16 protein-coding genes are annotated in these 18,935 nt (G+C 59.8%); 9 read left to right on the plus strand and 7 right to left on the minus strand.

Going from position 1 to position 18,935, the window contains the following annotated elements:
- Nucleotides 1-129 precede the first annotated feature (129 nt).
- Complete coding sequence (locus tag ACYZTL_RS23135; protein WP_461953682.1) at nucleotides 130-3,024, minus strand: ribonucleoside-diphosphate reductase subunit alpha; 2,895 nt, start codon at nucleotides 3,022-3,024, stop codon at nucleotides 130-132.
- 730 nt (nucleotides 3,025-3,754) lie between these two features.
- On the opposite strand from ACYZTL_RS23135, the gene ACYZTL_RS23140 reads away from it, so the two are divergent.
- Both ACYZTL_RS23140 and ACYZTL_RS23145 read left to right on the plus strand, forming a co-directional pair.
- On the plus strand, nucleotides 3,755-4,477 hold the full coding sequence (locus ACYZTL_RS23140) for a response regulator (protein ID WP_461953683.1): 723 nt from the start codon (nucleotides 3,755-3,757) through the stop codon (nucleotides 4,475-4,477).
- Nucleotides 4,474-6,084: an ATP-binding protein gene (locus ACYZTL_RS23145; RefSeq protein ID WP_461953684.1), complete on the plus strand. Its 1,611-nt coding sequence runs from the start codon at nucleotides 4,474-4,476 to the stop codon at nucleotides 6,082-6,084. Before ACYZTL_RS23140 ends, ACYZTL_RS23145 begins: the two co-directional genes overlap by 4 nt.
- A 116-nt stretch (nucleotides 6,085-6,200) precedes the next feature.
- Here the strand turns inward: ACYZTL_RS23145 and ACYZTL_RS23150 are convergent, their stop codons facing one another.
- Complete coding sequence (locus ACYZTL_RS23150) at nucleotides 6,201-6,926, minus strand: 4'-phosphopantetheinyl transferase family protein (protein ID WP_461953685.1); 726 nt, start codon at nucleotides 6,924-6,926, stop codon at nucleotides 6,201-6,203.
- Nucleotides 6,927-7,149: 223 nt separating this feature from the next.
- Entirely contained in the window at nucleotides 7,150-7,941 is a 792-nt protein-coding gene (locus ACYZTL_RS23155; protein WP_461953686.1) for a dienelactone hydrolase family protein, read from the minus strand.
- A gap of 146 nt (nucleotides 7,942-8,087) precedes the next feature.
- Between ACYZTL_RS23155 and ACYZTL_RS23160 the strand changes: the two genes are divergently transcribed.
- From ACYZTL_RS23160 to ACYZTL_RS23170, 3 genes are all read left to right on the plus strand, one after another.
- Nucleotides 8,088-8,690: a hypothetical protein gene (locus ACYZTL_RS23160; RefSeq protein WP_461953687.1), complete on the plus strand. Its 603-nt coding sequence runs from the start codon at nucleotides 8,088-8,090 to the stop codon at nucleotides 8,688-8,690.
- A 179-nt stretch (nucleotides 8,691-8,869) separates the two neighbouring features.
- Nucleotides 8,870-9,547 carry a response regulator gene (locus tag ACYZTL_RS23165; protein WP_461953688.1) on the plus strand — a complete coding sequence of 226 codons (678 nt, stop codon included), beginning with the start codon at nucleotides 8,870-8,872 and terminating at the stop codon, nucleotides 9,545-9,547.
- The gene (locus ACYZTL_RS23170) at nucleotides 9,544-10,890 is read left to right on the plus strand and encodes an ATP-binding protein (RefSeq protein WP_461953689.1); all 1,347 of its coding nucleotides are present in this window, start codon (nucleotides 9,544-9,546) and stop codon (nucleotides 10,888-10,890) included. The genes ACYZTL_RS23165 and ACYZTL_RS23170 overlap by 4 nt, the downstream gene beginning before the upstream one ends.
- Before the next feature lie 97 nt (nucleotides 10,891-10,987).
- Here the strand turns inward: ACYZTL_RS23170 and ACYZTL_RS23175 are convergent, their stop codons facing one another.
- A complete protein-coding gene (locus ACYZTL_RS23175) occupies nucleotides 10,988-11,986 on the minus strand; it encodes an AraC family transcriptional regulator (protein ID WP_461953690.1) in 999 nt (332 codons plus the stop codon).
- Nucleotides 11,987-12,323: 337 nt separating this feature from the next.
- Here ACYZTL_RS23175 and ACYZTL_RS23180 point away from each other — a divergent pair, with 337 nt between their 5' ends.
- A complete protein-coding gene (locus tag ACYZTL_RS23180; RefSeq protein WP_461953691.1) occupies nucleotides 12,324-13,658 on the plus strand; it encodes a dicarboxylate/amino acid:cation symporter in 1,335 nt (444 codons plus the stop codon).
- A gap of 145 nt (nucleotides 13,659-13,803) precedes the next feature.
- Nucleotides 13,804-14,985, plus strand: coding sequence for a CaiB/BaiF CoA transferase family protein (locus tag ACYZTL_RS23185; protein WP_461953692.1), 1,182 nt, complete (start codon nucleotides 13,804-13,806; stop codon nucleotides 14,983-14,985).
- Nucleotides 14,986-15,120: 135 nt separating this feature from the next.
- On the opposite strand, the gene ACYZTL_RS23190 is transcribed toward ACYZTL_RS23185, so the two are convergent.
- Both ACYZTL_RS23190 and ACYZTL_RS23195 read right to left on the minus strand, forming a co-directional pair.
- Nucleotides 15,121-15,615 carry a SprT family zinc-dependent metalloprotease gene (locus ACYZTL_RS23190; protein WP_461953693.1) on the minus strand — a complete coding sequence of 165 codons (495 nt, stop codon included), beginning with the start codon at nucleotides 15,613-15,615 and terminating at the stop codon, nucleotides 15,121-15,123.
- A gap of 144 nt (nucleotides 15,616-15,759) precedes the next feature.
- Nucleotides 15,760-16,362 carry a Yip1 family protein gene (locus ACYZTL_RS23195; RefSeq protein ID WP_007899096.1) on the minus strand — a complete coding sequence of 201 codons (603 nt, stop codon included), beginning with the start codon at nucleotides 16,360-16,362 and terminating at the stop codon, nucleotides 15,760-15,762.
- Nucleotides 16,363-16,797: 435 nt separating this feature from the next.
- Between ACYZTL_RS23195 and ttcA the strand changes: the two genes are divergently transcribed.
- Together ttcA and ACYZTL_RS23205 are read left to right on the plus strand one after the other, a co-directional pair.
- A complete protein-coding gene (gene ttcA, locus ACYZTL_RS23200) occupies nucleotides 16,798-17,622 on the plus strand; it encodes a tRNA 2-thiocytidine(32) synthetase TtcA (protein WP_461953694.1) in 825 nt (274 codons plus the stop codon).
- 126 nt (nucleotides 17,623-17,748) lie between these two features.
- Nucleotides 17,749-18,423: a DNA-3-methyladenine glycosylase I gene (locus ACYZTL_RS23205; protein ID WP_461953695.1), complete on the plus strand. Its 675-nt coding sequence runs from the start codon at nucleotides 17,749-17,751 to the stop codon at nucleotides 18,421-18,423.
- 82 nt (nucleotides 18,424-18,505) lie between these two features.
- Here the strand turns inward: ACYZTL_RS23205 and ACYZTL_RS23210 are convergent, their stop codons facing one another.
- Nucleotides 18,506-18,934: a DUF2069 domain-containing protein gene (locus ACYZTL_RS23210; protein ID WP_461953696.1), complete on the minus strand. Its 429-nt coding sequence runs from the start codon at nucleotides 18,932-18,934 to the stop codon at nucleotides 18,506-18,508.
- Nucleotide 18,935: the final 1 nt, after the last annotated feature.

An 18,935-nucleotide genomic window follows, 5' to 3' on the forward strand; every position in this document is an offset into this window, starting at 1 on the left:
GTAGGAGCTGTCGAGTGAAACGAGGCTGCGATCTTTTGATCTGAAAGGGGCAAAAGAAAACCCCCGACCAATCCAGAGGACCGATCGGGGGTTTTCGGGTAAGCGCCTTTCAGCGCCTACCGGCTCAGCTTATTGGCAAGCTTCGCAATCCGGCTCGTCGATGGCGCAAGCCTTCGGCACTGGAGCTGGACCGGCAGGAGCCGCCAGAACCGAATCTTCACCGTGGTTGCCGCCGCTGGAAACAGCGTTCAGCTTGCCGGTGTTGATGGTCGACTTCTCGGTGCTGGTCGCGGCCAGGGCACGGAGGTAGTAAGTGGTTTTCAAACCACGGTACCAGGCCATGCGGTAGGTCACGTCCAGTTTTTTGCCCGATGCGCCGGCGATGTAAAGGTTCAGCGACTGAGCCTGGTCGATCCACTTCTGACGACGGCTGGCCGCGTCGACGATCCATTTGGTGTCCACTTCGAACGCGGTCGCGTAGAGCTCTTTGAGTTCTTGCGGGATGCGCTCGATCTGCTGCACCGAACCGTCGTAGTACTTCAGGTCGTTAATCATGACCGCGTCCCACAGACCGCGAGCCTTCAGGTCGCGAACCAGGTACGGGTTGATCACGGTGAATTCGCCCGACAGGTTCGATTTCACATAGAGGTTCTGGTAGGTCGGTTCGATCGACTGCGAGACGCCGGTGATGTTGGCGATGGTCGCGGTCGGTGCGATGGCCATGATGTTGGAGTTACGAATGCCTTTCTGTACACGGGCGCGAACCGGTGCCCAGTCCAGGGATTCGTTCAGGTCAACGTCGATGTACTTCTGGCCACGTTGCTCGATCAGGATCTGTTGCGAATCCAGCGGCAGGATGCCCTTGGACCACAGCGAACCCTGGAACGTCTCGTACGCGCCGCGCTCGTCGGCCAGGTCGCAGGACGCCTGGATCGCGTAGTAGCTGACCGCTTCCATCGACTTGTCGGCGAACTCGACAGCCGCGTCTGAACCGTAAGGAATGTGCTGCAGGTACAGAGCGTCCTGGAAGCCCATGATGCCCAGGCCGACCGGACGGTGTTTGAAGTTGGAGTTCTTCGCTTGTGGCACCGAGTAGTAGTTGATGTCGATCACGTTATCGAGCATGCGCACGGCGGTGTTCACGGTGCGTTCCAGCTTGGCGGTGTCCAGCTTGCCGTTGACGATGTGGTTCGGCAGGTTGATCGAGCCCAGGTTGCAAACGGCGATCTCGTCCTTGTTGGTGTTCAAGGTGATCTCGGTGCACAGGTTCGAGCTGTGGACCACGCCGACGTGCTGCTGCGGGCTGCGCAGGTTGCACGGGTCTTTGAAGGTCAGCCATGGGTGGCCGGTTTCAAACAGCATGGACAGCATTTTGCGCCACAGGTCTTTGGCCTGGATGGTCTTGAACAGCTTGATCTTGCCCGGGTACTCGGACAGGGCTTCGTAGTACTCGTAACGCTCTTCGAAAGCCTTGCCGGTCAGGTCGTGCAGATCCGGTACTTCGGATGGCGAGAACAAGGTCCATTTGCCGTCATCGAAGACGCGCTTCATGAACAGGTCAGGGATCCAGTTGGCGGTGTTCATGTCGTGGGTACGACGACGATCATCACCGGTGTTCTTGCGCAGTTCGATGAACTCTTCGATGTCCATGTGCCAGGTTTCCAGGTAGGCACAGACAGCGCCCTTGCGCTTGCCACCCTGGTTAACGGCGACGGCGGTGTCGTTCACTACTTTCAGGAACGGCACGACGCCCTGGGATTTGCCGTTGGTGCCCTTGATGTACGAACCCAGCGCACGAACCGGAGTCCAGTCGTTGCCCAGGCCGCCAGCAAATTTCGACAACATGGCGTTGTCGTGGATCGCGTGGTAAATGCCCGACAGGTCATCCGGCACGGTGGTCAGGTAGCAGCTCGACAGCTGTGGACGCAGGGTGCCGGCGTTGAACAGGGTCGGGGTCGAGGACATGTAGTCGAAGGACGACAACAGGTTGTAGAACTCGATCGCACGGTCTTCTTTCTGCTTCTCTTCGATCGCCAGGCCCATGGCCACGCGCATGAAGAAGATCTGCGGCAGTTCGAAGCGGATACCGTCCTTGTGGATGAAGTAACGGTCGTACAGGGTTTGCAGGCCCAGGTACGTGAACTGCTGATCGCGCTCGTGGTTGATCGCCTTGCCGAGTTTTTCCAGGTCGAAGGTGGCCAGGACCGGGTTCAGCAATTCGAATTCGATACCTTTGGCGATGTACGCAGGCAGCGCCTTGGCGTACAGGTCGACCATTTCGTGGTGAGTGGCGCTGTCGGCGACGCCAAGGAAGCCCAGGCCTTCGGCACGCAGGGTGTCCATCAGCAGGCGGGCGGTCACGAACGAGTAGTTCGGCTCACGCTCGACCAAGGTACGGGCGGTCATCACCAGGGCGGTGTTGACGTCAGTCAGTGCTACGCCGTCGTACAGGTTTTTCAGGGTTTCGCGCTGGATCAGGTCGCCGTCGACTTCTTCCAGGCCTTCGCACGCTTCGGTAACGATGGTGTTCAGACGACCCATGTCCAGCGGTGCAAAGGTGCCATCGGCGCGGGTGATGCGGATCGACGGGTGAGCGTTGACCGCTTCTTCTGCCGGGGCGTGGGCAGCGCGTTGCTTCGAACGACCGTCGCGGTAGATCACGTAGTCGCGAGCCACTTTCTGCTCGCCGGCACGCATCAGGGCCAGTTCAACCTGGTCCTGGATTTCTTCGATGTGGATGGTGCCACCCGACGGCATGCGACGCTTGAAGGTCGCGGTGACCTGTTCGGTCAGGCGGGCAACGGTGTCATGGATTCGCGACGAAGCGGCAGCGGTGCCGCCCTCAACTGCGAGAAACGCTTTGGTGATCGCGACGGTGATCTTGTCTTCGGTGTAAGGAACGACAGTGCCATTACGCTTGATCACGCGCAGCTGGCCAGGCGCGGTGGCGGACAGATCCGAATTCGAATCAGCGGCCTGCGGCAAGGTGCCCTGCGGGTTCTCGCGAGTTGTGTCGGTTTGCATTAGGGGTTGTCTCCACATTCTCTATGTTTGTTTGGGCACCGTCACGGTGCCCACCGTTCTGTCCTGAAGCACTACAACCGACGAGCGTCGGGCATAACAACTTCGGGACAGTAGGAAAAAGGCTAATGATGCCGCGTCCTTGCCGAAGTCTTTGGTCGCGGGCCTGGGCTCGTAACCGGATTCCATTCCGGGTGACAGTAATGACTGCAACACCCGTACCGTTCTGGCCGTACCGACCTGATAAAACGGTGCCCTCCGCAGGAGCGGTTTTGGCTTGTAAAATCACGCTGGGTTCAACCATAAACAGGCAATAAAGCGCTTGAGTTTCTGGTCTTAAATGTGGTTGGGCTTTTGAGCAAAAACCCTACATGTAGGGTTTTTTTAGCGCCGTGCTACAAGATAATGCGTTTTAGGGGGGGTTGCAACGTACTACCTGTGGATAAACCTGTGCGTAAATTGTGCGTGAAAGATGGAACGGGCGTGTAGGCCGCGACCTAGCTGGAGCGGACCGTTTTTCACTGATTTTCAGTGATCGAAAACAGTCATTCGGATTTTTAAGGGCGCGAACCCTATCACAAAAAAACGGCGTGTCCGAACGCATTTGCCGGCTTGTGTTCTGGACGAGTGGCGTTTATACAATCGGCCGGTGCATACGCATTCTTATCCTCCCCAATCATTACAAAAAGACGGGTGGATCCTTCCTTATAAGTGTTGGCAAGCAGAGGTCACCGTGGAGCAAGAAGCCTGGCAGGTATTGATTGTGGAAGACGACCAGCGTCTGGCCGAACTGACCCGCGATTACCTGGAAGCCAATGGCCTGCGGGTGTCGATCGAGGGCAATGGCGCCTTGGCCGCAGCCCGCATCATCAATGAGAAGCCGGACCTGGTGATCCTCGACCTGATGCTGCCGGGCGAAGATGGCCTGAGCATTTGTCGCAAGGTCCGCGACAAGTTCGACGGCCCGATCCTGATGCTCACCGCCCGCACCGACGACACCGATCAGATCCTGGGTCTCGACTTGGGCGCCGACGACTACGTGTGCAAACCGGTGCGCCCGCGCTTGCTGCTGGCGCGCATCCAGGCGTTACTGCGACGCAGTGAAGCGCCTGAACCGGTCCCGGAAAAATTGCGGCGTCTGCAGTTCGGTCCGCTGGTGGTCGACAACGCCTTGCGTGAAGCCTGGCTGCAGGACAACGGCATCGAATTGACCAGCGCCGAGTTCGATCTGCTGTGGCTGCTGGTGGCCAACGCCGGACGAATCCTGTCCCGCGAAGAGATTTTCACCGCGCTGCGCGGCATCGGCTATGACGGTCAGGACCGCTCCATCGACGTGCGCATTTCGCGCATCCGGCCGAAGATCGGCGACGACCCGGACCATCCGCGGCTGATCAAGACCATCCGCAGCAAAGGCTACCTGTTCGTGCCTGAAGCCTGCGTAGACCCGTCGCTGTGAATTCGATCTTCCTGCGCATCTATGGCGGCATGTGCGCGGCCCTGATTCTGGTGGCGGTGCTCGGCGTGCTGGCGTTGCACATGCTCAACCAGGTGCGCAGCGAGCAATACCGTGAGCGCCTGGCCCATGGCACGTTTTCGCTGATGGCCGACAACCTGCAACCCATGAACGAAACCCAGCGTCACCGCGCCTTGCTAGTGTGGGAGCGTTTGCTCGGGATTCCGCTGGCGCTGAAAACCTTCGCCCAGACCGACCTCGATCTGACCCAGCGCACCCGCGTGCTGCGCGGCCAGGCACTGGTGGAACAAACCGGCCCCCATGCGGCGAAGGTGTATCGACTGGTCAGCGACAAGGAACAGTTGGTGCTGACCGGCGAGGTGCAGCAGATCAGCGAGCAACTGGCCCGGGCGACGATTTACCTGCTCGCCGACGAACTGGTGCGCGTACCAGTGGCCGAGCAACCCAAGCGTCTTGCGCAGATAAAGGAAGAGAAGAGCTTCGGTTTCGATCTGCGGCTGGTCACGATCGATCAGGCTGACATGGATGAAGACCAGAGCCGCCGCGTGGCCGAAGGCGACACGGTGATGGCGCTGGGCAAGGAGGGCGATTCGATCCGGGTGTTTGCCGGCATGGTCGGCACGCCGTGGGTGCTGGAAATCGGTCCGCTGTACCAGATGAATCCTTACCCGCCGGAATGGTTGGTGCTGATCGCGGCCCTCGGTTTGAGCCTGATCGGCTTGATCGTCTATTTGCTGGTACGGCAACTGGAGCGCCGTTTGCGAGGCCTCGAAGCAGCCGCCACGCGCATTGCCAAAGGCAGCCTGGAAACCCGCGTGCCGGCACGCGGGGCGGATTCGGTCGGGCGTCTGGCGTCGGCGTTCAACGGCATGGCCGAACACTTGCAGCAGTTGCTGGCGATCCAGCGCGAGCTGGTGCGTGCGGTCTCCCACGAGTTGCGCACGCCGGTGGCGCGCCTGCGTTTTGGCCTTGAGATGATCGGCTCGGCCACCACGCCTCAGGCCCTGGAGAAATATTGCGAAGGCATGGACCACGACATCGAGGATCTCGACCGGCTGGTGGACGAGATGCTCACCTACGCGCGGCTGGAACAGGGTTCGCCGGCGCTGAATTTCCAGCGCATCGATCTGGATGCGCTGGTCAATCAGGTGATCGAGGAGTTGGCGCCACTGCGCGCCGATGTCACGGTGCAGCGCGGCTTGTGCCTGTCGGCGGCCGATTGTGACGACGCCTGGGTCGAAGCCGAGCCGCGCTATTTACACCGGGCGATTCAGAACCTGGTGAGCAACGCCATGCGTCATGCGCAATCGCGGGTGACCGTCAGTTATCAGGTGGGGCAGCAGCGGTGTCGGGTGGATATAGAAGACGACGGGCCGGGCGTTCCCGAATCGGCGTGGGAGAAAATCTTTACGCCATTCCTGCGACTGGATGACAGCAGGACCCGCGCGTCGGGCGGGCATGGGTTGGGCTTGTCGATCGTGCGGCGGATCATCCATTGGCACGACGGGCGGGCGTTGATCAGCAAGAGCAAGAGTTTGGGCGGGGCTTGCTTTAGCCTGAGTTGGCCACGGAATCAGGAGAAGCGCTGAGATCTTCGTTGTCTGGTCTATCGCCTTCGCGAGCAAGCCCGCTCCCACATTTGAAATGCATTCCAATGTGGGAGCGGGCTTGCTCGCGAAGTGGCCCTCCCAAACACCGAAAATCCTCAGGCCTTGATACTGACCAGACTCAACAACTGCCCATCCATCATCCCAAACTGCGCATCCAGCTCCGTACCCTTTTGCCATTCACCGGACAAATCGGTCAGCAACCGCAACCGCACCTCACCAGCCTCGCTCCATTCCAGCACTTCGGCATGTTCAAAATAAAAGCGTTGCTGAACGATCGGGTAAAGCGCCTTGAACAGACTTTCCTTCACCGAAAACGTCAGCGTCACCAGCATCGCCAGTTGATCGCGAGGTCCGGCGGTCATGCGCTGTAATTCCGCTGGCGTAAGAATTTCCCCGGCCAGGCGTTCCGCCCGTTCAGGGTTGAGCAGGTTTTCCAGGTCCATGCCCAAGCCGCGCCAGTGGGTTTTCTGCGCGACAATCGCTGCCGCCCGGCCGGTGCTGTGGGTGATCGAGCCGCTGATGTGCGCCGGCCAGACCGGCGCGCGGTCGTCGCCGATGGCCGGGACGACATTCAGCCCTTCCAGCTGTTGCAGTGCGGCCCGCGCGCAAATCCGCCCGGCCAGAAACTCTGCCTGACGCTTGGCGACTGAGCGCTGGATAGTCGCGGGAGGCTCGATGGCGCTGCGCTGGAAATCATCGATGGCCAGTTGCGAGGTGTCGAATTGGGTGCTCAGCAACACCGTATCGGGCAGCACAAACGGCAGCGGCCAATGGGCATCGAGCGGGGTGCAGCAAGCGGGCAGGGCGGGGAGGGAATTCATGTCGGGCATTTTGCCGGGTTGCCTTGAAGCTGGGTAGTAGCAGTGGGCTTTTGTGGCGAGGGGATTTATCTGTGGTGAGGGGATTTATCCCCGTTCGGCTGCGCAGCAGTCGTAAACCCGACAAACGCATTTTCCTGCTGAAATGCGGTTGCAGGTTTTGGGGCCGCTTCGCAGCCCAACGGGGATAAATCCCCTCGCCACAAAAGCTCCCTCGCCACAGGGATCAGCTAAAAATCTTCTTGAAGAAGGCCTGCATGTCCGCCCACGATTTTTCATCCGCCGCCTTGTTGTAACCAATATCCGGCCCGCCATGATCGCCATGGCTCAACCGATCCGCATCCGGGTTACTGAACCCATGCTTGGCACCCTCAAGGCTGACGAATTGATAATCGGCCCCGGCCTTGTCCATCTCGCTCTTGAACGCCGCCACATTATCCGGCGTCACCATGCTGTCCAGTGCTCCATGCTCGACCAGGATTTTCGCCTTCACGCTGCCCGGCGTCGCAGGCGCTTTCGTCGCCAGCGCCCCGTGAAAACTCACAACGCCCAGCAGCGGCAAGCCCTGACGTGCCGCATTCAGTACCACCGCGCCGCCAAAGCAATAACCAATCGCAGCCACCTTGTTCGGGTCGGTTTGCGCCTGTTTCTTCAACAGATCGAGCCCGGCCTGGAATCGAGCGCTGGACGCAGCGCTGTCTTTCAATGCGGCCTGCATGAAGGTCATGGCGTCCTTGGGGTGCTCGGTGTTCTTGCCGTCGCCATACATGTCGATGGCCAATGCGCTATAGCCCAGACCGGCCAGATCGCGGGCGCGACGCTTGGTGTAGTCGTTGAGCCCCCACCATTCATGCACCACCACCACGCCCGGGCGCGGGCCCTTTATTGCGTCGTCGTAGGCGTAATAACCGATCAGCTTCGTGCCGTCGGGGCTCTGATAAGGGATTTCCTGGGTCTTGATGGCAGCCTGACTGAGCCCGCTCAAGGCCAGCAAAAGCAAAGCGAGGAATACGCGCATGGTCGGATCTCCTGCAAAAAGTCGTTAAAACAGCCGGTACGATTCGGTTCAGCTCAGGTTCAGAGTGCGTTCAGGGGGAGTTCAGGGCCAGGTGAGTAACCTTGCGCCATACCCGAAAAGCACATGGCACATGAGGAAACTCCCCAATGACTGCATTCAAGAAACTGCTGCTGGCTTTCACCATCATGGGTGCAAGCGTAGCCGCCCACGCTGCCGACGATAACTTTGCCAGCCTTACTTTTGGACAGACCAGCGACAAGGTCAAAAAGTCCAACGCCCTGAACACCAACCTAAACAACCCGAACGCCGATGGCGTGATCGGCAAGGACAATACCTGGGGATTGCGTCTGGGTCAGCAAAACAGCCAGGGCCGCTACTACGCCACTTACGACAATGTGTCGGGCTCGCACAATGGCATTAAACTGCGTCAGGAAAACCTGCTGGGCAGCTACGATCTGTTCTACCCGGTGGGCGGCAGCACCAAACTGTTTGGCGGCGCCACGGCCGGTCTGACCAAGTTGACTCAGGATTCCCCAGGCTTCAGCCGCGACAGCGACATCGGTTACGCCGTCGGCGGCCAGTTGGGTGTGCTGCAACAGGTTTCGCAAAACACCTCGGTTGAACTGGGTTACCGTTACCTGCGCAGCAATGCCAGCACCGAGATGAGCGAGCGCGGTGGCAGCAAACAGGGTTCGCTGGACCTGACCAGCAGCGCCCAGACGTACCTGTCCGCCAACTACGCTTTCTGACAAGCATTGCCGGGCAGTTAAGCGCAACCCCCTGTGGGAGCGAGCCTGCTCGCGATGGGGCCAGCACATTCGACATTGATGTCGACTGACACACCGCTATCGCGAGCAGGCTCGCTCCCACAGGTTCTGCGTTGGTTCGAAACTGCTGTTGGAGATATCGATTTGCGTAGGAGAGCGTCATGAAACTGCTGGTCGTCGAAGATGAAGCGCTGTTGCGCCATCACCTGCACACCCGCCTGACGGACAGCGGCCACGTGGTCGAGTCCGTGGCCAACGCTGAAGAGGCGCTGTACCAGACCGAGCAGTTCAACCATGACTTGGCGGTGATCGACCTCGGGTTGCCGGGCATGGGCGGGCTCGACCTGATCCGCCAGTTGCGCTCCCGGGGCGAGACCTTTCCGATCCTGATCCTCACTGCGCGCGGCAACTGGCAGGACAAGGTCGAAGGCCTCGCCGCCGGCGCCGACGATTACGTGGTCAAGCCGTTCCAGTTCGAAGAGCTGGACGCGCGCCTGAACGCCTTGCTGCGTCGCTCCAGCGGTTTCACCCAGTCGACCATTGTCGCCGGGCCGCTGCTGCTCGACCTCAATCGCAAACAGGCGTCCCTCGACGAACAGCCGCTGGCACTGACCGCGTATGAGTACCGGATTCTCGAGTACCTGATGCGTCATCACCAACAAGTGGTGGCCAAGGACCGCTTGATGGAGCAGCTCTACCCGGACGACGACGAGCGCGATCCGAACGTGATCGAAGTGCTGGTCGGCCGTCTGCGCCGCAAACTGGAAGGCCCGGCCGGGTTCAAGCCGATCGACACCGTGCGTGGCCTCGGCTACCTGTTCAATGAGCGCTGCACTTGATTCGTTCCCTTCGTGTCCGCTTGATGCTCGCCGCCACCCTGTTGGCGGTGTTGTTCATGCTGGCATTGCTGCCGGCGATGCAGGGCGCGTTCAGCCTCGCGTTGCAGGATTCCATCGAGCAACGCCTGGCGTCGGACGTCACCACGCTGATTTCCGCCGCCCGGGTCGAGGGCAACCGCTTGCAGATGCCGGCGCAGTTGCCCGATGAACGCTTCAACCTCACCGACAGCCGTTTGCTCGGTTACATCTATGACCGCGAAGGCCACCTGGTGTGGCGCTCGAAAGGCACCCGGGAAGAGAACATCAATTACAAACCGCGTTACGACGGGCGCGGTAATGAGTTCGCGAGGATCAGCGAAGCTGACGGTCAGGAGTTCTTCGTCTATGACGTCGAAGTCAAACTGCTCGGCGGCAAAAGCGCGGCGTTCAGCATCGTCGCCCTGCAACCGGTGCGCGAGTACGAAGTCACCCTCGAAGGCCTGCGGGAAAATCTCTACCTGGGTTTCGGCGCCGCGTTGCTGGTGTTGCTCGCGCTGCTGTGGATCGGCCTGACCTGGGGCTTGCAGGCGTTGCGCCGGCTCAGCCAGGAGCTGGATGAAATCGAAAGCGGCACCCGCGAAAGCCTCAGCGAACAGCACCCGCGCGAACTGCTGCGCCTGACCGGCTCCCTCAACCGGTTGCTGCACAGCGAGCGCGAACAACGCAGCCGTTATCGAGATTCCCTCGACGACCTGGCCCACAGCCTGAAAACCCCGCTGACCGTGTTGCAAGGAGTCAGTGAGGACATGGCCCAGCGGCCGGAGGATCGTGATCAGGCCTGGGTGCTGCAATCCCAGATCGAGCGCATGAGCCAGCAGATCAGCTATCAGTTGCAGCGCGCCAGCCTGCGCAAAAGCGGTCTGGTGCGCCATCAGGTGCGGCTGCGGCCGGTGCTGCAAAGCCTCTGCGATACGCTGGACAAGGTCTACCGCGACAAGCGCGTGCGGGTGGCTTTCGATCTGCCGGAACACTGTTATGTGCCGATCGAGCAGGGCGCCTTGCTGGAGATGATGGGCAACTTGCTTGAGAACGCCTATCGCCTGTGCCTCGGCGAAGTGCGCATCAGCGTGCGCGAAACCCTGAGCGGGATCGAGTTGTGCGTTGAGGACGACGGGCCGGGTGTGCCGCCGGATCAGCGCGCGCGGATTCTGCGGCGCGGCGAACGGCTGGACCGTCAGCATCCGGGGCAGGGGATCGGGTTGGCGGTGGTCAAGGACATCATCGAGAGCTACAGCGCGAAGCTGACGTTGGGGGATTCACCCATGGGCGGCGCGGCGTTCCGGATTCATTTTCCGGTGGTGTGAAATCGGCAGCGCGACGGACAAGATCGCAGCCTTCGGCAGCTCCTACAGGCGTACACCAATCCATGTAGGAGCTGCCGAAGGCTGCGATCTTTTGATCTTAATTTTCCTGTGCGCGGTAGGCGCCGGGTGTGAGCCCCGTCCACTTCTTGAACGCCCGATGAAACGCCGAAGGCTCGGAAAACCCCAATTGCTCGGCAATCTGTTGCAACGACAGGTCCGCGCGCCCCAGGTGATAAATCGCGATGTCCCGGCGCAACTGATCCTTCAACTCCTGAAAACTCGAGCCCTCTTCACGCAAATGCCGACGCAACGTCTGCGGGCTGATGTGCAGGTGCGCGGCTACCGCTTCCAGGTCTGGCCAGCGTGCGCTTTCGCGGCTGAGCAAGCGGCGCAACTGACTGCTCAGACTGTCGCCATCGTCGGGGCGCGACAACAGGTCGGCGGGCGAGCGTTCGAGGAAATGCTTGAGGGTTCGTTCGTCCTGCAACAACGGCATGTTCAGGTAGCGACTGTGAAACAGCAAACTGCTCTGCGGCGCGGAAAACTCCATCGGGCAGGGGAACAGCAAATCATATTCGGCGCCGTGCGCGGGCCTTGGGTAACTGAACGTCGCCTGCTCCAGCCGCATGCGCTGGCCGATCAGCCAGCTGCCGAGTCGATGCCAGACCATCAACTGACTTTCGGTGAGGAAATGGTCCGGGTCGCGGAACCGCGAATCGTCGAGACTCAGGCGGATCATTTCGTCTTCGCGGGTGAGGGTCAGCCGGGGGCCCTCGGGGAACAGGCTATAAAACAATAAGCCGCGATGCAGCGCCTTATCGAGATTGCGGCAGTGAATCACGGCGTGGCACATCATTGCGAAGCTGCCGGTTTTGCTCGGGACCGGCCCGAAACCGAGGTATTCGTCGTCGAGTGTCAGCCACAAACCCTGGATCAATCGGGTGAACTGTTCAGGCGCGATTCGCGCACGCGGCTCATCCAGCAACTCCGGGCTGATGCCGAGTTGTTGCAACAGCTCTGAGCAGTCATGACCCAAGCGACGCGCGCCACCGAGGGCGGCACGGGCGAAATGACTGGCGATAGTGCGTTCGCGCATGGCAGGCAGGTCCGTCAGTGAACGACGGATGGTAGTCGCGCTGTCTGACAATGAACAAGGCGGATATCCGCCAAATTGCAGGACGAGGTTCGGCGGATGGGCGGAAATCCGCCACTGTTTTGTGGTGAGCGAAGGGCACGTTAAACCTGTAACCCCTGATGTCAAAAGGCGTGCAGGGGTTTCGGCAAAGGTGGCACGCCGCTTGCGATGCAACGAGCAGATGCCTGCCATTGCGCAGCTCGACAAAACAAATCCCTCCAGTGCAGGAGGGTTCGCAAATGAGGTGTCGTTGACAACAGATGGATGTTGTCGCGGGACGCTCTTGAGGAACTTTGCAATGACGACTCGTCAGCCACTGTACAAATCCCTGTATTTCCAGGTGATCGTTGCTATCGCCATCGGCATCCTGCTCGGTCACTTCTACCCGCAGACCGGTGTGGCCCTCAAGCCACTGGGTGACGGGTTCATCAAACTGATCAAAATGGTCATCGCGCCAATCATCTTCTGTACGGTCGTCAGCGGTATCGCCGGCATGCAGAACATGAAATCGGTCGGCAAGACCGGCGGCTTTGCGCTGCTGTACTTCGAAATCGTTTCCACTATTGCCTTGCTGATCGGTCTGGTCGTAGTCAACGTCGTGCAACCGGGCGCCGGCATGCACATCGACGTAACGACTCTGGACACCAGCAAAATCGCTGGCTTCATCTCGGCCGGTAAAGACCAGAGCATCATCGCCTTTATCCTCAATGTGATCCCGAACACTATCGTCGGCGCTTTCGCCAACGGCGATATCCTGCAAGTTCTGATGTTCTCGGTGATCTTCGGTTTCGCCCTGCATCGCTTGGGTGCGTACGGCAAGCCGGTGCTGGACTTTATCGATCGCTTTGCTCACGTGATGTTCAACATCATCAACATGATCATGAAGCTTGCGCCGGTCGGTGCCTTCGGCGCCATGGCCTTCACCATTGGTGCTTACGGTGTTGGCTCGCTGGTACAGCTCGGTCAGTTGATGATCTGCTTCTACATCACCTGCATCCTGTTCGTGCTCGTCGTACTGGGCGGCATCTGCCGCGCACACGGCTTCAGCGTGATCAAATTGATTCGCTACATCCGTGAAGAACTGCTGATCGTGCTGGGTACTTCGTCTTCAGAATCGGCTTTGCCACGCATGCTGATCAAGATGGAACGCCTGGGTGCACAGAAATCCGTTGTGGGTCTGGTGATTCCGACGGGTTACTCGTTCAACCTCGACGGTACTTCGATCTACCTGACCATGGCCGCTGTGTTCATCGCTCAGGCGACCGACACCCAAATGGACATCACCCACCAGATCACCCTGTTGCTGGTGCTGTTGCTGTCCTCCAAAGGTGCTGCGGGCGTAACCGGCAGCGGCTTCATCGTGCTGGCCGCCACCCTGTCCGCCGTTGGCCACCTGCCGGTTGCCGGCCTGGCGCTGATCCTCGGTATCGACCGCTTCATGTCCGAAGCTCGTGCGCTGACCAACCTCGTTGGTAATGCTGTTGCGACGCTGGTCGTGGCCAAGTGGGTGAAAGAGCTGGACGAAGACAAGCTGCAAGTCGAGCTGGCTTCCGGCGGTCGCGGTATCTCCGATGAGCGTGAAGTAGACGACCTGGGTGTGGCCGAAGGCCCAACCCCAAGCAACGTCAAGTAACACTCGCAGTAAAGGAAAAACCCGCTTCGGCGGGTTTTTTCATGCCTGCGATTTGAGCGTAACGGTCACAGTTGCTGACACATCAGGTGATTGCTGCAATGCCATCGGCTGCCTAGGCTTGAGGCATCGTTTACGGAGATCGCTCATGCTCGGCCCACTGGCATCACTCAAGGTTCTGGATTTCTCGACATTGCTGCCGGGGCCGTTTGCCTCGCTGTTACTGGCCGACATGGGCGCCGAGGTGTTGCGCATCGAATCGCCGAACCGCATGGACCTGCTGCGCGTGCTGCCGCCCCATGACCAGGGCGTGTCGGCCAGCCACGCCTACCTCAACCGCAACAAGCGCAGCCTCGCGCTGGACCTCAAGCAGCCCGAGGCGCTGGAGGTGATCAAGCAGTTGTTGCAGGACTACGACATTGTCCTGGAACAATTCCGTCCCGGCGTAATGGAGCGTCTGGGCCTGGGGTATGAAGCGTTGAAGGCGATCAACCCGAAGCTGATCTACGTGTCGATCACCGGTTACGGTCAGACCGGTCCCTACAAGGACCGCGCCGGTCACGACATCAATTACCTGGCGCTGGCGGGGCTGGCGAGCTACACCGGCCGCGCCGAGAGCGGGCCGTTGCCTTTGGGCATGCAAGTGGCGGATGTCGCCGGTGGCTCGTTGCACGGGGTAATAGGCCTGCTGGCAGCGGTGATTGCCCGGCAGCAAACCGGATTGGGGCAGCATCTGGATGTGAGCATGACCGACTGCGCGTTCAGCCTGAATGCCATGGCCGGTGCGGGATATCTGGCCTGTGGCGAGGAAGCGGGACGGGAGGACCAGATGCTCAATGGCGGCAGTTTTTACGATTATTACTGTTCGCGGGATGGCCGCTGGTTATCGGTGGGCAGTCTGGAGCCGGCCTTCATGAAGCAACTGTGCACGGCGCTGGGACTGGAGGAGCTGGCGGCCCTGGGCTTGTCGCCTCAACCCGCCCAGCAAAAGAAGCTCAAGGACGCGCTGAAGACCGAATTCGAGAAACACGACTTTACCGAGTTGTGTGCGCTGTTTGCCGAGCTGGATGCGTGTGTCGAGCCGGTGTTGACATTGGGTGAGGCGGTTCGGCATCCGCAGTTGCAGGCGAGGGAGTTGGTCACTGAGGTGCCGCGGGAGGACGGGACGAGCCAGGCGCAGATGGCGTGTCCTTTGAAATTTTCAGATGGATTGCCGGAACCGAAGCATATTGGCGCGGCGCTGGGGCAGCATACGGATCAGGTGTTGGGGGAGTTGGGGTTTAGTGCTGAGCGGATTGCCGAGTTGCGGCGTGCCAAGGTGGTTCTCTAGCGCCTGCCCCGGCCTCTTCGTCGGAACACCGCCCGGAGCAAGCCCGCTCCCACAGGGGATCTTCGGTGTGACATAGATCCATTGTGGGAGCGGGCTTGCTCGCGAAGAGGCCGGCAATAACACCACAAATCTGACCTATTCGACCCGCATCTCCCCACTGAACACCAACGTGCTCCGACACCGCCGACACAAATACCGCCGCCCTTGCCGCACCAGACCATGGCGCTGCGGCGAAAACGGGAAATCGCTATCGACGCACGGGCACTTGTAGATATAGCGGGTCACGCTGCGACGCTTGACGTCATAGGTGTGGCAACGATTGGGCGGCAGTCCGTACACGCCGCGCATGATCAATTGCCACTCTTCGCCGTGGGGCTGAATGCGATCGCCAAACAACTGATGAGCGATCAGGTGCGCCACTTCGTGGGCCACGGTCTGCTTGAGGAAGTCTTCGCTGTTTTCCCGGTACAACTGTGGATTGAAGCGCAGCAGATTCTCGTGCAGATGCGCGACACCGGCTTTTTGCCCGCGCAGCTTGAGGCTCACCACGGGGCGTTGGAAGGTTCGTTTGAAAAAGGATTCGGCTTGTTGGAAACAGTCTTCGACGCGGATATTGAGTTGCTCGGGCATGCTTGATGGATCTCCAGAGACGTTGAGTATGCCGCAACCCTGGGGGCTTGCGAATCGCCGAGGCGCCGAGTGGTTGTTACCCTCACATTAGAAGGCCGCCCTGCGGCGGCCTGTATTGGCAGATCTTGTTTTTGAGTGATGTGACTAATTCGTATAGACCGGCCCCACGCCGAGTCCCCAGACAATAACCGTGAACGCCATAATGGCCACCAGCACAACCAGGCCTACGGCAAGCACCGAACTTGAAAACAGGAATCCCTCGTCTGATGGAATGTTCATGAAAGTGGGTAGCCCCACATACAACAGGTACACCGTGTAGCAGATGGCCGCCGTCCCGACGATCATCCCCAGCCACATGTGTGGGTACAGCGCCGCGAGGCCGCCAATGAACAGCGGGGTCGCGGTATAGGTCGCAAACGCAACGCAACGGGCCAGGCTCGGATTGGCGTCATAGGTGCGCGCCATCCAGTGGATGAACGCGCCCATCACTGCAACGCCGCCGAGCATCGCCAGGTACGACATGATCGTCATCCATAGCGCACTCTCTGTCGTCAGCATCACCGGCGCTCGGCTGCCAATGACCCAGCCGACCTGTGTGGTGCCGATAAACGCCGACACGGCGGGGATCGCCGCCAGAATCAGCGTGTGGGTCAGGTACATGTGGCTGATGCTTTCCTCTTGGTCGCCACGGATTTCTTTCCATTCCTGGTCGGGGTGGGTGAAGAGCCCCACTACGTGATGGATCATGCCAGTCACTCCTCTTGTTTTACCGTCGCCCCCCAGTGGAGCGCTTACAGGCCAAAGTGGCCACGTAAGAAAGGTCTGGATATGTGTGCGACCTTAATTCGCAGTATAGGAAGGTCTTAACCACGCAGGTGGCAGGGCTTAGAGCAAATCGCGCTGTAAAACCTCCTGCTAATCGCCGCTGGGACTTGCGCAAACTACTGTGGCGAGGGAGCTTGCTCCCGCTGGGTCGCGCAGCGTCCCCAAAACCATCCACCCCGCAGTGTCAGGCAAGCCGCGTCGGCTGTTTTTGCGACTGCTGCGCAGCCGAGCGGGAGCAAGCTCCCTCGCCACAGGGGTATGCTCAGCTCAGATAAAGTGCAGTTGCCAGGCTATTCGCCGACGGCGGGTTTTTGCGTAAAATGCCGGCCTTTCGTCACACCTCACGGATTTCGCGTCATGGGCACTCTCACGGTCAACCAGAACAAACTGCAAAAGCGCCTTCGCCGACAGGCCGGTGAGGCTGTTGCCGATTTCAACATGATTGAAGACGGCGACAAGGTCATGGTCTGCCTGTCCGGTGGCAAGGACAGCTACACCATGCTCGATGTGCTGATGCATTTGCAGAAAGTCGCGCCGATCAAATTCGAGATCGTGGCCGTGAACATGGACCAGAAGCAGCCGGGTTTCCCTGAAGACGTGCTGCCGGCTTACCTCAAAACCCTGGGGGTCGAGTACCACATCGTCGAGAAAGACACCTACTCGGTGGTCAAGGAGCTGATCCCCGAAGGCAAGACCACCTGCTCGCTGTGTTCGCGTCTGCGTCGTGGCACGCTCTACACCTTCGCCGATGAAATCGGTGCGACCAAAATGGCCCTCGGTCATCACCGCGACGACATCGTCGAGACGTTTTTCCTCAACATGTTCTTCAACGGCTCGCTCAAGGCCATGCCGCCGAAGTTGCGCGCCGACGATGGCCGCAACGTGGTGATCCGCCCGCTGGCCTACTGCAACGAAAAAGACATTCAGGCCTACTCGGACCTCAAGCAATTCCCGATCATCCCGTGCAACCTCTGCGGTTCTCAGGAGAACCTGCAGCGTCAGGTGGTCAAGGAGATGCTGCAGGAGTGGGAGCGCAAGACGCCGGGCCGCACCGAAAGCATTTTCCGCAGCTTGCAGAATGTGCAGCCGTCGCAACTGGCGGACCGTAATCTGTTTGACTTCACCAGTTTGAAGATCGACGAAACCGCAGCTTCGCGGTTCGTCAATGTCGTCAACCTCTGACACAAATTGTGTGGGAGCGGGCTTGCTCGCGAAGGCGGTGTGTCATTCAGCATTTATGTTGGCTGACACACCGCCTTCGCGAGCAAGCCCGCTCCCACAGGTTTTTCGTTAACCTCAGGAGAGGGCATGCGCGATTACAAGTGGCTGCACGAATACTGTCTGAACCGCTTCGGTTCAGCGGCTGAGCTGGAAGCCCATCTGCCCGTTCCCAAGAGCGCGGCGCAATTGCGCAAGATCAGCGATGACCGCTACCTCTCGACTATGGCGCTGCGCGTGTTCCGCGCCGGGCTCAAGCACAGCCTGGTGGACGCGAAGTGGCCGGCCTTCGAAGAAGTGTTCTTCATGTTCGACCCGGAAAAAGTCGTGCTGATGAGCGCCGAACACCTTGAACGCCTGATGCAGGACGCGCGGATCATCCGCCACCTGGGCAAGCTCAAGAGCGTGCCACGCAATGCGCAGTTCGTGCTGGACGTGGCGCATGAGCAGGGCAGCTTTGGTGCGTTCATCGCCGATTGGCCGGTGACCGATATTGTCGGGTTGTGGACCTGCCTGAAAAAACGCGGCCATCAATTGGGCGGGTTGTCGGCACCGCGATTTTTGCGGATGGTCGGCAAGGACACGTTTGTACCGAGCTATGACGTGGTGGCGGCGTTGAATGCGCAGAAGATCGTCGACAAGGTGCCGACCAGTCTTCGGGATCTGGCGACGGTGCAGGGCGTGTTCAACCAGTGGCATGAAGAGAGTGGCGGGCGGCCGATGAGCCAGATTTCGATGATGCTGGCATACACCGTCAATCATTGAAGCAAAAAAGATCGCAGCCTTCGGCAGCTCCTACAGGATTACGCGATCCCATGTAGGAGCTGCCGAAGGCTGCGATCTTTTCTTATCGGGCGGCGGAGATCTCTCCCTCCCCAGCCAACTTGCGATTCAACTGAAACCGCCACCGCACATACAGCAACGCCGAGCAAAACACCGCCAGGCTCGCGCCCATCTCCAGCAAACCAAACACCTGCCGGTTCGGGTCATACGCCGCCAATGCGCCCTTGATGAAATACAGGTTCACCACAAAACACATCCACGAATGCCCGCGCGCGCTGCCGATGATCATCCCCGGCGCCAACAACAGTAGCGGAACCAGTTCGATCAGCAGAATCACCCACGGCCGCGCGCCATGCAGGTCGGCAACCACCAGGTAATAAGCGCAGAGCAATCCCACCAGGCCGAAATAGCACAGCAGACTGATGACGCGCATCGCCCGAACCCGCGGTTCGAGCCATTCAATGGAAGGCAGCACCTTCGGCTTTTTGGCCATG

It is taken from the genome of Pseudomonas sp. LB3P81 (genome assembly GCF_054897965.1).

Coding starts and splice junctions, on each gene's coding strand:
- ACYZTL_RS23135 (WP_461953682.1), bottom strand. CDS start 3,024: ATGCAAACCGACACAACTCGCGAGAACCCGCAGGGCACCTTGCCGCAG.
- ACYZTL_RS23175 (WP_461953690.1), bottom strand. CDS start 11,986: ATGCGCGAACGCACTATCGCCAGTCATTTCGCCCGTGCCGCCCTCGGT.
- ACYZTL_RS23180 (WP_461953691.1), top strand. CDS start 12,324: ATGACGACTCGTCAGCCACTGTACAAATCCCTGTATTTCCAGGTGATC.
- ACYZTL_RS23155 (WP_461953686.1), bottom strand. CDS start 7,941: ATGCGCGTATTCCTCGCTTTGCTTTTGCTGGCCTTGAGCGGGCTCAGT.
- ACYZTL_RS23190 (WP_461953693.1), bottom strand. CDS start 15,615: ATGCCCGAGCAACTCAATATCCGCGTCGAAGACTGTTTCCAACAAGCC.
- ACYZTL_RS23165 (WP_461953688.1), top strand. CDS start 8,870: ATGAAACTGCTGGTCGTCGAAGATGAAGCGCTGTTGCGCCATCACCTG.
- ACYZTL_RS23195 (WP_007899096.1), bottom strand. CDS start 16,362: ATGATCCATCACGTAGTGGGGCTCTTCACCCACCCCGACCAGGAATGG.
- ACYZTL_RS23185 (WP_461953692.1), top strand. CDS start 13,804: ATGCTCGGCCCACTGGCATCACTCAAGGTTCTGGATTTCTCGACATTG.
- ACYZTL_RS23160 (WP_461953687.1), top strand. CDS start 8,088: ATGACTGCATTCAAGAAACTGCTGCTGGCTTTCACCATCATGGGTGCA.
- ttcA (WP_461953694.1), top strand. CDS start 16,798: ATGGGCACTCTCACGGTCAACCAGAACAAACTGCAAAAGCGCCTTCGC.
- ACYZTL_RS23210 (WP_461953696.1), bottom strand. CDS start 18,934: ATGGCCAAAAAGCCGAAGGTGCTGCCTTCCATTGAATGGCTCGAACCG.
- ACYZTL_RS23150 (WP_461953685.1), bottom strand. CDS start 6,926: ATGAATTCCCTCCCCGCCCTGCCCGCTTGCTGCACCCCGCTCGATGCC.
- ACYZTL_RS23205 (WP_461953695.1), top strand. CDS start 17,749: ATGCGCGATTACAAGTGGCTGCACGAATACTGTCTGAACCGCTTCGGT.